General features: G+C 70.8%; 12 protein-coding genes and 1 pseudogene. 11 read left to right on the top strand and 2 right to left on the bottom strand.

Features of this window, described 5'->3' with window-relative positions; all coding sequences use genetic code 11:
- Window positions 1-34: 34 nt before the first annotated feature.
- Window positions 35-589, bottom strand: coding sequence for an NADPH-dependent FMN reductase (locus ACPW96_RS12815; protein ID WP_425883538.1), 555 nt, complete (start codon window positions 587-589; stop codon window positions 35-37).
- 159 nt (window positions 590-748) lie between these two features.
- Window positions 749-1,501: an IclR family transcriptional regulator gene (locus ACPW96_RS12810; protein WP_425883537.1), complete on the bottom strand. Its 753-nt coding sequence runs from the start codon at window positions 1,499-1,501 to the stop codon at window positions 749-751.
- A gap of 230 nt (window positions 1,502-1,731) precedes the next feature.
- Between ACPW96_RS12810 and ACPW96_RS12805 the strand changes: the two genes are divergently transcribed.
- From ACPW96_RS12805 to ACPW96_RS12755, 11 genes and pseudogenes are all read left to right on the top strand, one after another.
- Entirely contained in the window at window positions 1,732-2,502 is a 771-nt protein-coding gene (locus tag ACPW96_RS12805) for an IclR family transcriptional regulator (RefSeq protein ID WP_425883535.1), read from the top strand.
- Between the two features lie 269 nt (window positions 2,503-2,771).
- Window positions 2,772-3,590: a protocatechuate 3,4-dioxygenase subunit beta gene (gene pcaH / locus ACPW96_RS12800; RefSeq protein ID WP_425883534.1), complete on the top strand. Its 819-nt coding sequence runs from the start codon at window positions 2,772-2,774 to the stop codon at window positions 3,588-3,590.
- 1 nt (window position 3,591) lies between these two features.
- Complete coding sequence (gene pcaG / locus ACPW96_RS12795) at window positions 3,592-4,182, top strand: protocatechuate 3,4-dioxygenase subunit alpha (protein ID WP_425883532.1); 591 nt, start codon at window positions 3,592-3,594, stop codon at window positions 4,180-4,182.
- A gap of 105 nt (window positions 4,183-4,287) precedes the next feature.
- A complete protein-coding gene (locus ACPW96_RS12790) occupies window positions 4,288-5,637 on the top strand; it encodes a lyase family protein (protein WP_425883530.1) in 1,350 nt (449 codons plus the stop codon).
- Window positions 5,634-6,437 (top strand): alpha/beta fold hydrolase, encoded by an 804-nt coding sequence (locus ACPW96_RS12785; RefSeq protein ID WP_425883528.1) that lies wholly within the window; start codon window positions 5,634-5,636, stop codon window positions 6,435-6,437. Before ACPW96_RS12790 ends, ACPW96_RS12785 begins: the two co-directional genes overlap by 4 nt.
- Window positions 6,418-6,834 (top strand): 4-carboxymuconolactone decarboxylase, encoded by a 417-nt coding sequence (pcaC, locus tag ACPW96_RS12780; RefSeq protein ID WP_425883526.1) that lies wholly within the window; start codon window positions 6,418-6,420, stop codon window positions 6,832-6,834. Before ACPW96_RS12785 ends, pcaC begins: the two co-directional genes overlap by 20 nt.
- Before the next feature lie 43 nt (window positions 6,835-6,877).
- The gene (locus ACPW96_RS12775; protein ID WP_425883524.1) at window positions 6,878-7,885 is read left to right on the top strand and encodes an acyl-CoA thioesterase; all 1,008 of its coding nucleotides are present in this window, start codon (window positions 6,878-6,880) and stop codon (window positions 7,883-7,885) included.
- 184 nt (window positions 7,886-8,069) lie between these two features.
- A complete protein-coding gene (locus ACPW96_RS12770; RefSeq protein ID WP_425883523.1) occupies window positions 8,070-9,245 on the top strand; it encodes a zinc-dependent alcohol dehydrogenase in 1,176 nt (391 codons plus the stop codon).
- 96 nt (window positions 9,246-9,341) lie between these two features.
- Entirely contained in the window at window positions 9,342-10,547 is a 1,206-nt protein-coding gene (locus ACPW96_RS12765; protein WP_425883521.1) for an NAD(P)/FAD-dependent oxidoreductase, read from the top strand.
- A gap of 31 nt (window positions 10,548-10,578) precedes the next feature.
- Window positions 10,579-10,977, top strand: a pseudogene (locus ACPW96_RS12760) (sigma factor); the annotation flags it as partial.
- A 157-nt stretch (window positions 10,978-11,134) separates the two neighbouring features.
- Window positions 11,135-11,290, top strand: coding sequence for a hypothetical protein (locus ACPW96_RS12755; protein WP_425883520.1), 156 nt, complete (start codon window positions 11,135-11,137; stop codon window positions 11,288-11,290).
- The last annotated feature ends 43 nt before the right edge of the window (window positions 11,291-11,333 follow it).

Below are 11,333 nucleotides of genomic sequence, written 5' to 3'. Positions count from 1 at the left end.
CGTCGCTCGGGTCGAGGCGTCTTTCTCCGTCGGCTCAGGCGGCGACGGCCTCGGTCCGCACCACGGCGAGCTCATCGAGGATCGACTGCAGCTCGGCGGTGAGTTCGGCCGGCGCGGCCAGCTTGCCGCTCTCGTCGAGGAGCGCCCAGGGGGTCTGCACCTGGAGGTCGCGGGAGGTGCGGTCGAAGCGCAGGTTGCGCAGCACGTAGTCGAGCTGACCGATCATGCGGCTCTCGGGGTAGGCGCCGTAGCCGACGACGGCGGCGCGCTTGCCGCCCCACTCGGCGACGAGATAGTCGAGCGCATTCTTCAGGACACCGGGGTAGGAGCCGTTGTACTCCGGGCTCACGATCACGAAGGCGTCGGCGGCGGCGACGCGCTCGGCCCAGGCGAGGGTGTGCGGCAGCTCGTACTTGCCGAGCATCGGCGGGTGCGCCTCATCGAAGAACGGCAGGCCGATCTCCTGAAGGTCGGCGACATCGACGGTGAAGTCGCCGCGGCCGCGCGCGGTGTTCGCAACCCAGTCGGCGACCGTGTGGCCGACACGTGCGGAACGGGTACTGGCGGTGATGACCATGAGAGTGGGCATGAAGAGCTCCTGGGGATGTGGTGGTGGAACGAGAGGACGCCGCGTCCTTGCGGGACGGCGGCGTCCTGATGCCCAACCGCGGTCGTGGCCGGGTCATTCCCGATGCACGTGAATGGATTTCGGCGACCGGCTCCGGTCGCTCCGCCGCAACAACGCCCGTCAGCGGCGGTCGGCGGCGAGGGCCGTTTGGATGCCGGCGGCGGCGGCCCGCAGCGCCTCGAGCGGTTCCGCGGTAGGGGCGTCGCGCGGCAGCACGACGGACAGCGCGGCGACGACCTCACCACGATCGCGCACGGGCACGGCCACACCCGTCGACACGGCCTCGATGGAACCGGGGGCGATCACCCATCCACTGCGGCGCACCTCGGCGAGCGTTCGGCGCAGCACAGCGGCATCCGTGATCGTCTCCGGCGAAAGGCGGGCGAGCGGCTTCGACAGGATGCCATCCTGCAGCTCGGTGGGTGCGTGGGCCAGCAGCACGAGCCCCGACGACGACGCGTGCAACGGCAGGCGACCGGCGATGCGCGTGATGTTGGCACCGGATGACGGGGACGAGAGCCGCTCGAGGAACAGCGCCTCGTCCTGCTCCAGCACGGCGAGCTGGGTGTGCTCGCCGACGCGGGCCTGCACCCGTTCCATGTAGGGCAGCGCCGCCTGGCGCAGCCGCAGAGCCTCGGATCCACGGAGCGCAAGCTCCCACAGCCGCATGCCGAGCCGCACGCGATGGTCGTCGTCCCGTTCGAGCAGCCCGGCCTCCACGAGCTCTGCCACCAGGCGGTGAGCCGTCGAGGAGGGCAGGGCGGCGCGGCGCCCGATCTGGGCCGCCGTCTGGACGGTGCGGTGGGGGCCGAACGTCTCGAGGACGCGCACGACCCGGTCGGTCACGGAGTCGCCGGAGGGCGAATTCGCCATGCGCCCACCTTCTCACGGGCGGTGACTCGGTCGGGGTCCGACCGGACCGGGTCGACGGCACCGTGTCCGACGGGACCGGCTCCACGGCTCTCCGGCTCGTTCTCCTGCGTTGTGTCGCCGACCCCGCCGTCAGTCCGTCGGCCGGAAGTAGTCCGCTCGCAATGGACCAGCGTTCGTAGCGTCGCCGCGCGGTCTTCGGTGGGTAACCTCGGAGCAGAGCAGGAGGAGCGGTGGACGACGACAGCGGCGCCGGTGACGGGGTGCTCGCCCGTGCAATGCGGGTGCTGGAGTGCTTCACCGACGACGAGCCGACGCTCACGGCCGCCCGGCTCGGCGAACGGACAGGGCTCTCGTCATCCACTCTGCACCGCCTGCTCGCACAGCTCACGGCTTTCGGCCTGCTGACCCGCGCTCCCGGCCACGGTTACACGATCGGGGTGCGCCTGTGGGAGCTGGGCGAGCTCTCCCCGCTCTCGCTGCGCCTGCGCGAGACCGCGCTGCCGCACATGCTGCGGCTCTACGAGGCCACCGGAGAGAACGTGCACCTGGCCGTGCTCGATGCTCCGTCGCCGGAGGCCGCGGTCGCCCTCTTCGTCGGGCGCGTCACCGGACAGGGGTCGATTCCGACCCTCAGCCGCATGGGCGGCCGGCATCCGCTGCACACCACGGGTGTCGGCAAGGCGCTGCTGTCCACGCGCGACGAGGCGTGGCTCGGCCGCTACTTCTCCGTCCCGCTCGAGCCGGAGACGACGCACTCGATCACGTCGGAGCCGGAACTGCGCGCGGAGCTCGTGCGCGCACAGGCGCGAGGCTTCGCGACGACGCGCGAGGAGATGACGCTCGGGAACGTCTCCGTCGCGGCCCCGCTCTCGGGCGTCGAAGGACTCCCCCCGATCGCGATCGGCACGGTCGTGAGCCTCGAGCACGCGGACGAGCGCCGGCTGGGCGGCCTGGTCGTGCAGACCGCGAAGGACCTGGCACGAGCGCTGCGGATGCCGTAGGGCACCGGTGTCGCGCTTCGGGAGGACATTCCGATTTGGGAGGACTCGTACCGCCGAATCCATCCTCCCTAGCCGGGATCTCCTCCCGAAGCGGCTGGACGAGGCGCGGCGCCGGCGTCGGGGTGGGTCCAGCCCTCGCCGCGGGAAGGGTTCCTCTCCCACTGAGTGGGAGTGCGGGCGGATACCGGAGGCCGGGGCTGACACGATTTTCTCGACGACTGCGCCCCAAAGCCCGGGCGGGTCGGAGTCGATTTGTCGAAGGGGACACCATGACCTCACCCACGCCGACCGCGGCGGCCCCCGAGTCGCTGCTCGCGCCGGCCATCCAGGTGACGCAGGCGGCGATCACGCAGGAGATCAAGGACGTGCATGCCGACGCCCTGCGCCGCGAGGCCGCGGGCGAGCGGGTCGGACGCAGCCTGCACGACTTTCCGCCGTACCGGTCGAGCCTGCTGCGGCATCCGACGAAGAACCTGCGTCTCGTCGACCCGGAGACGATCGAGCTGCACTCGCCGGCCTTCGGCCAGCGTGACGTCGCGGCCATCGAGTCGGATCTGACGCTGCAGCACACGGGCGAGCCGCAGGGCGAGCGGATGACGATCACCGGCCGGCTCCTCGACTCGTGGGGGCGCCCGGTCGCCAACCAGCTCGTCGAGGTGTGGCAGGCGAACGCCGCCGGCCGCTACATCCACCAGCGCGACCAGCATCCGGCACCCCTGGACCCGAACTTCACGGGTGCCGGCCGTACGGTCACCAACAACCACGGCGAGTACTTCTTCACGACGATCAAGCCCGGCCCGTACCCGTGGAAGAACCACGTCAACGCGTGGCGCCCGGCGCACATCCACTTCTCGGTCTTCGGCAGCGCGTTCACCCAGCGCATCGTGACGCAGATGTACTTCCCGTCCGACCCGCTGTTCGCACTGGACCCGATCTACAACACGATCCCCCGACAGGCCGACCGCGATCGCCTGATCGCGACGTACGACCACGACCTCACGGTGCCGGAGTTCTCGATGGGCTACCGCTGGGACATCGTCGTCGACGGTCCGGATGCGACGTGGTTCGAACCAGAGGGAGAGCACTGAGATGGCACGCTTCGACAAGCTCAGCGACCGGGTGGATCTGGGCGAGAAGACCCTGGAGCCGACGGCCGGACAGACCGTCGGCCCCTTCTTCGCCTTCGGGCTCGACTACGCGAAGAAGCACGAGGTCGTGTATCCGCACAGCCCGGGGTCGGTCATCCTCGGCGGCACCGTGTACGACGGCGGCGGCGCCCCGATCCCGGATGCGGTGATCGAGATCTTCGGCTCGACGCCGGAGGGGACGGTCCCGACCGCGCGGGGAGCGTTCCGCCGCGACGCCCACAGCTTCACCGGTTTCGGCCGGGCCGCGACCACGGATGAGGGCCGCTACGAGTTCTGGACCCTCAACCCGGGCCCCATCGATGGCAAGGCGCCGTTCTTCGCGGTCATCGTGTTCGCCCGCGGGCTGCCCGACAAGCTGCACACGCGCATCTACCTTCCGGAGCACGAGGACCTGCTCGCCGCCGACCCGCTGCTCTCCTCGCTGGAGCCGGAGGACCGCGCTACGCTCGTCGCAACGCGCCTGCCCGATGGCAGCCTGCAGCACGACATCCGGCTGCAGGGCGAGAAGGAGACCGTGTTCCTTGCCTTCTGACGCTTCGTCTCGCGCAGCGGTCCCTGAGCGAGGAGCGAAGCGACGAGACGAAGGGCGCTCAGCGACCAGGGAAGGGCGCTCAGTGACCGAGGAGGTTGCGCACCGATGAGCATAGACGTCGGGCTCTTGTCGCCGGTCACCGCCGGGTACGACGAACTCGTGACGGATGACGCCGTGCTCGACGCCCTCGTCACCGCGGAGGTCGCGCTGGTGCGGGCCTACGCCACGGTCGGCCTCGCCGACCCCGCTCACGCGGACGCGGTCTCACACGCGCTCGGCTGGGTGGATCCAACGAGCGGATGCCGCGGCCACGGGCTCGACGCCGCGGTCCTCGCCCGTGCGGCGGTGTCCGGCGGCAACCCCGTGATCCCCCTCGTGGGCATGCTGCGCGACCGTGTGCCGGAGGCGGCGAAGCCGTGGGTGCACCGGGGCGCGACGAGCCAGGACATCCTCGACTCGGCCCTTCTCGTGGTCGCGCGCAACGCCGGCATCCACGTGCACGCGACGCTGCGGTCCGTCGAGGCCGACCTCGCCGAGTTCGCCGCCGGCCACCGCAATCAGGTCGCCGTCGCCCGCACCCTGACCCAGCAGGCCGTGCCCACCACCGTCGGACTGCGCGCGGCGAACTGGCTGCGCGGCGTCCGCCGGGCTGCCGATCGACTGCAGGCCGCGGTCGCCGCCCTGCCCGCACAGCTCGGGGGCGCGGCCGGCACGCTCGCCTCGTTCGTCGAGATCGCGTCGTCCGAGGGCGACGCTGCCGCGGCATCCGCCCTGCCGGCCGCCTTCGCCGCCGAAGTGGGGCTCGCGGCACCCGACGCACCATGGCACACCACGCGCTGGCCGATCACCGAGCTGGGTGATGCGCTGGTGCAGGTGCTCGACGCACTCGGCAAGTTCGCCGCCGACGTGGCGACCCTCTCCCGCACCGAGATCGGCGAGCTCGCGGAAGGCGCCGGCGGCGGGTCGTCCGCGATGCCGCAGAAGCAGAACCCGGTCGACGCCGTGCTGATCCGCTCGGCCGCCCTGCGCGCCCCGAACCTCGTCGCGACGCTCCATCTCGCCGCCGCGCTCGCCGTGGACGAGCGGCCCGACGGCGCCTGGCACGCCGAGTGGCCGACCCTGCGGGAGCTCCTCCGGCTCGCGCTCGGGGCGACGGCGCACGCGGCTTCCCTCATCGAGGGCCTGACGGTGGATTCCGTCGCCGTCGCGCGCAACCTGGCGAGCACCAATGGGCGAATCCTCGCCGAGCGGCTCTCGATCGCGCTCGGCGCGGTTCTCGGGAAGGACGCGCTCTCCGCCCTTCTCGCGGGCGGCGAGGACCTTGCGGACGCGCTTCGCGCGATGCCCGAGCTCGAGGGCATCGATGTCGACGCCCTGCTCGACCCGGCCGACTACACCGGCCTCGCCGGTGACCTCGTCGACGACGTGCGCACTCCGAGGGACGCGGCCCGGTGATCCCGGCGATCGCGATCACGGCTCAAGCCGGTCCCGAGGGCGGTCCTCTGCTCGTTCTCGGTCCTTCACTCGGCACGTCGACGATCCTGTGGGCCGACGTGATCCCGTCCTTGGCCGCTCGATGGCGCGTGGTCGCCTGGGATCTGCCGGGGCACGGAGCCTCGCCCGGTGCAGCCGAGCCGTTCACCGTGGGTGAGCTCGCGGATGCCGTCGCCCGGCGGATCGAGGACCTCGGCGGCGGTCCGGCGCTCTATGCGGGGGTGTCGCTCGGCGGTGCAACCGGGCTGGAGCTGTGCCTCCGGCATCCGCGGCTCGTTCGAGGGGCGGCGATCGTGGCATCCGGTGCGCAGCTCGGCGACCCCGCGGCGTGGGCCGAGCGCGCCGCCCAGGTGCGGGCGCAGTCGACGTCCGCGCTGATCACCGCATCCGCCGGCCGATGGTTCGCGCCGGAGTCGATCGCCCGACGCCCCGAGCTCTCCGGCCGCCTGCTGCACGCGCTTCGGGAGGCGGACGACGAAAGCTATGCGCTCTGCTGCGAGGCGCTCGCGGCCTACGACGTGCGCGACCGGCTCGGCGAGATAGAGGTGCCCGTGCTCGTCGCATGGGGGGAGTTCGACGCCGTCGCTCCCGAATCGAAGTCCGCCGAGGTGGCCGCCGGCGTGCGCGACGGACGAGCGCTGCGCATCGCGGATGCTGCGCACCTGCCGCCCGCAGAGCAGCCCGACGCCGTCGCCGACGCGCTCCTCGAGTTCTTCTCCGAGATCGAACGAAGGGGCGAGGATGCCACGACCACAGGGTGACGGACTCCGCGACGGCGAGCGCTACGAACAGGGCATGGTGGTGCGCCGCGAGGTGCTCTCGGACGCCCACGTCGACCGGTCCATCGAGAACACGACCGACCTGACCGCGGACTTCCAGGACTTCATCACCCGCATCGCGTGGGGCGACATCTGGTCGCGGCCCGGCCTCGATCGGCGATCCCGGTCGGTGGCCGTGCTCACGTCGCTCATCGCCCACGGGCACCACGAGGAGCTCGCGATGCACCTGCGAGCCGCGCTGCGCAACGGGCTCACGGTGGACGAGATCAAGGAAGTGATCCTGCAGTCGGCGGTGTACTCGGGCGTTCCCGCCGCGAACTCCGCATTCCGGATCGCGGGCGAGGTGTTCGCCGACGCGCCACGGGACGCCGGCCGATGAATCCGGGCCCGGCCTCGCGCACCGGCGGCGATACGCTGACGCCGTGAGCACACCGATGGCACCCGCGCGAGGCGTTCCCCGCGACGACCGGATCACCCTCCGGTTCATGAGCGTCCCCGGTGACACCGCGGCCGGCGGACGGTCGGTCGCCGCCGGAAGCGTCATGGAGTGGATAGACAAGGCCGGCTACGCGTGCGCCGTCGGATGGGCCGCCGCATACTGCGTGACCGCGTACGTCGGCAATGTGCGGCACCGGCGCCCGATCGCGCCCGGCAGTCTGATCGAGGTGAACGCACGCATCATCCACACCGGACGCAGCAGCATGCATGTGGTCGTGACGGTGTCCTCGAGCGAAGTGGAGCGCCACGACTACCGCCCGGCGACGACGTGCGTGCTGGTCTTCGTCGCGAAGGGCGCGGACGGGAAGCCGGCCGAGGTTCCCGCCTGGCGGCCCGCATCGCGCTCCGATCACAAGCTGGCCGAGGCGGCCCTCGATCGGATCCCGGCGCGCACCGAGATCAAGCGACTCATGCTGGAACAGGAATACACCGAGGCGTCGAGCGCCCCGCGCGTGACGATGCGCTTCCTGGTGCCGCCCAGCGTCGTCAACTGGGGCGGCAAGGCCCACGGCGGCACGGTGATGCGCTGGATCGATGAGGCCGCGTACGCCTGTGCGGCATCGTGGATGCGCGACGGCGACGGCGCCAGCGAGGCCGTCGCCGTGTACTCCGGCGGCATCCACTTCTTCGCGCCTGTGCGCATCGGCGACCTCGTCGAGGTCGACGCGCGGCTCATCCACACCAGCGCGCACAGCATGCACATCAGCATCCGCGTGTCCTCCGCCGATCCCCGCACGCCGCACGAGCAGACGCTCACGACTCTGTGCATGAGCGTCTTCGTCGTAGCCGGCGCCGCCGGGGTGGCGCTGCCGGTGTCCGAGTGGGAGCCGTCGACCGACGAGGACCGGCGGCTCGATTCGCACGCGCGGCAGCTCATCGAACTGCGCGAGCACATCGTGCCGATCCCCGCTTCGCTGACGCTCGAGGCCTGACCCTCCCTGCCGAGGGGACGCATTCGGCGGCTTCCCGCCCCCTGAAGCCGCAGGTTGCGTCCCTTCGCGGGGCGGGGGATTCTCTCCTCGGGCGCGCGGAAAGGCAAGGGGTGGCGCGGGTCGCACCCGCGCGACACCGTGGCATGAGGATTCGACTCGCCGAGTCGACCGGGGAAGGCGGATGATGAAGGCTCTCACTTGGCAGGGCAAGCGCAAGGTCAGCGTCGACGAGGTCGAAGACCCTCGGATCGAGCACGACACCGACGCGATCGTGAAGATCACGTCCACGGCGATCTGCGGATCAGACCTCCACCTCTACGAGTTGTTCGGACCCTTCATCGACCCGGGTGACATCCTGGGCCACGAGTCCATGGGCGAAGTCGTCGCCGTCGGCAGCGCGATCACGAAGCTCGCGGTCGGCGATCGCGTCGTAGTGCCCTTCAACATCGCGTGCGGGCTCTGCTTCATGTGCACGCACGGCCTTCAGTCGCAGTGCGAGACCACCCAGGTGAAGGAGTACGGCAGCGGCGCGGCCCTCTTCGGCTACACGAAGCTCTACGGACAGATCCCCGGGGGTCAGGCCGAATACCTGCGCGTCCCGCTGGCCGATCACAACCACATCCCGATCGGCCGCGAACTGCCGGATCAGCGCTACCTGTTCCTCAGCGACATCCTGCCGACCGCATGGCAGGGCGTGAAGTACGCCGATGTGCCCGATGGCGGCACCCTGGCCGTGATGGGGCTCGGTCCCGTCGGTCAATTCGCCGCGCGCGTCGGCGTGCACCTGGGCTACCGCGTGCTCGCGGTCGATCCCGAGCCCGAACGGCGGCAGATGGCCGCTCGGCATGGCGCCGAGGTGTTCGACCTCACCGACGACATCGTCGAGGAGCTTCGTGACCTGACCGATGGACGCGGTGTCGACTCCGTTGTCGACGCCGTCGGGATGGAGGCGCACGGCAACACGGGGATCAAGGTCGCCCAGGACGCGATCGGGCTGCTTCCCGACCCGGCGGCTCGACTCCTCATGGAGAACGCAGGCGTGGACCGGCTGGCGGCGCTGTATTCGTCGATCAATGTCGTGCGTCGTGGCGGGACCGTCTCCCTGAGCGGCGTCTACGCGGGCGAAGCCGACATCCTCCCCATGAAGACCATGTTCGACAAGCAGGTGACCTTGCGGATGGGGCAGTGCAACGTCAAGAGGTGGATGGATGACCTCGTGCCGCTCGTCGAGGACCCCGCCGACCCGCTGGGCGTCATGGACCTGACCACGCACGAGCGACCCCTTGAGGAAGCACCCGCGCTGTACGAGATCTTCCAGAAGAAGGAGGACGGCTGCATCAAGGTCGTGCTCAAGCCCTGACCCGGCATCGGCCCGATGGCGCCCATGTCACAGGCGACAGGCCCATCTCGTCTCGTGGGTATGAGCGCATTCAACAGAGCATCACACAGCACTCGCATGCGGGTCCTCGTCGTCGGCGGCGGGTTCGCGGGCGCCATGGCTGCCGTCCGCCTGGCAGGCAGGTCGAAAGGGCGCGTCGAGGTCACCGTGGTCAACCCGCGGGCCGCATTCGTCAACCGCATCCGCATGCACCACGTCGCCGTCGGACGACCGGTCCCCTTCCCCAGCCTGTCGGGCCTGCTGGGTTCGGGCGTGACATTCGTCGAGGGGTATGTGACGGCGCTCGAGCCGGAGCTCGGTCGGGCCGAGGTGTCGGGGCCGGCCGGCATCCGCACCGTCTCGTTCGACAGGGTCATCCTCGCCACGGGGAGCACCACCGAGCGGGCACCCATCGCGGGACACCAGCACGTGTACGGCGTCGGTGACATCGACGCCGCGCACGGGCTTCGCCCGGCGCTCGCCTCCTTGTCGGAAGGGTCCACTGTGACCGTCGTCGGCGGTGGGCTGACCGGACTGGAAACGGTCGCCGAGATCGCCGAGAGCCGGACGGACCTGGATGCCCGCCTTCTCACGGCGGGCGAGATCGGCGGGTGGTTCGACACCCGAGGCCAGGAGTACGTGCGCGGAACGCTCGCCCGACTTCGCGTCGACGCCGTCGGCGGCACGCGGGTGCGCGCCGCCGAGCCGGGGCGGCTGCACCTGGACAGCGGCATCGAGGTGCCGTCGGACCTCACCGTATGGTGCGGCGGCTTCGCCGCGCCGCCGCTGCCACGCGAGTCCGGGATCGCCGTGGACGAACAGGGCGCAGTGCTGACGGATGCCGCGATGCGGTCGATCTCGCATCCGTCGGTTCTGGCGGTCGGCGACAGCGGCCACGCACCAGGACCCCGCGGCGGCCGCTACAGCATGTCGTGCCAGTTCGCCTTCCCGTCCGGCGCCCACGCGGCGGACGTGCTGCTGCGGGAAGCCCTCGATGACGCCGGCGAGAACCCCGGCCGCGAGGACGCGGACGCCCTCGACCTCGGATTCCTCGGGCGATGCGTGAGTCTGGGCCGGCGCGCCGCGATCCTGCAGCTGACCGACAAGGAAGACGTCGCGACAGGACGGTCGGCCGTCACCGGGCGCACGGCCGTGATGATCAAGCGGGTCCAGCTCGCCGGCATGGCGGCGGCCGTGAGCACCGAGCGTCGCGTGCCCGGCCTCGTGAGATGGCCGAAGGGGGAGCCGGTGACTGCACGCCACACCCAGACGGTGACAGGCTGAGAGAGTGCCGGCGCAGGAGGGAGAGGGCGAAATGACGCGTGTCGCCGAGTTCGAAGAGCTTCGTCCGCTTCTCTTCTCGATCGCCTACAGGATTCTCGGCAGCGTCTCCGAGGCCGAGGATGCGGTGCAGGACACCTGGGTCAGATACGCGGCATCCGCGACCGAGCCCGCATCGGTGAAGTCCTTCCTCGCGGCTGTGGTGACCCGCACCTCCATCGACGTCCTGCGCTCTGCGCGCGCCCGGCGGGAGACCTACGTCGGGCCATGGTTCCCCGAGCCGCTCGTCGCGGATCCCTATGAAGATCCCGAGCGGGCCGCCGAGCTGGCCGACTCGGTGTCGATGGCCGCGCTGCTGCTGCTCGAGAGGCTGAGCCCGCTCGAACGGGCCGTGTTCGTGCTGCGCGACGTGTTCGGGTTCGAGTTCACCGAGATCGCGGCGGCCGTGGACCGATCCGAGGCGGCCTGCCGTCAATGTCTCGAGACTGGTCGGCGCATTCGCGCCGCTCTTCGGCGGCGTCGGGCTGGTCCCCGAACTCCACGACATCAACGGCCAGCCGGGAGCGATCTTCCACGACCGCGAGGGCAGGGTGGTCGCGATCATGGTGCTCGATGTGCTCGATGGACGCATCCAGACAATCCGCACGGTCGTGAACCCGGACAAGCTCGAGCATCTCGGACCGGTCGCGGACGCGTGGGCGATGCGCGACCAGATGCTCGAGATGCGCCGGCGCTCACGGGAGTGACGGCCGAGCCGAAGGTGCGGACGCCCGACGAGGGCACCGATGG

This window comes from Micromonospora sp. DT81.3, from assembly GCF_049847225.1.
GTDB lineage: Bacteria > Actinomycetota > Actinomycetes > Actinomycetales > Microbacteriaceae > Microbacterium.
The sequence above is the reverse complement of the archived record's forward strand: the minus strand, read 5'-3'. Positions and strand labels throughout refer to the sequence as shown.

What these genes read in the sequence shown, in the direction of transcription:
- pcaH (WP_425883534.1), top strand. Translation starts at nt 2,772, where the DNA reads ATGACCTCACCCACGCCGACCGCGGCGGCCCCCGAGTCGCTGCTCGCG.
- ACPW96_RS12770 (WP_425883523.1), top strand. Translation starts at nt 8,070, where the DNA reads ATGAAGGCTCTCACTTGGCAGGGCAAGCGCAAGGTCAGCGTCGACGAG.
- pcaC (WP_425883526.1), top strand. Translation starts at nt 6,418, where the DNA reads ATGCCACGACCACAGGGTGACGGACTCCGCGACGGCGAGCGCTACGAA.
- ACPW96_RS12815 (WP_425883538.1), bottom strand. Translation starts at nt 589, where the DNA reads ATGCCCACTCTCATGGTCATCACCGCCAGTACCCGTTCCGCACGTGTC.
- ACPW96_RS12790 (WP_425883530.1), top strand. Translation starts at nt 4,288, where the DNA reads ATGAGCATAGACGTCGGGCTCTTGTCGCCGGTCACCGCCGGGTACGAC.
- ACPW96_RS12765 (WP_425883521.1), top strand. Translation starts at nt 9,342, where the DNA reads ATGCGGGTCCTCGTCGTCGGCGGCGGGTTCGCGGGCGCCATGGCTGCC.
- pcaG (WP_425883532.1), top strand. Translation starts at nt 3,592, where the DNA reads ATGGCACGCTTCGACAAGCTCAGCGACCGGGTGGATCTGGGCGAGAAG.
- ACPW96_RS12810 (WP_425883537.1), bottom strand. Translation starts at nt 1,501, where the DNA reads ATGGCGAATTCGCCCTCCGGCGACTCCGTGACCGACCGGGTCGTGCGC.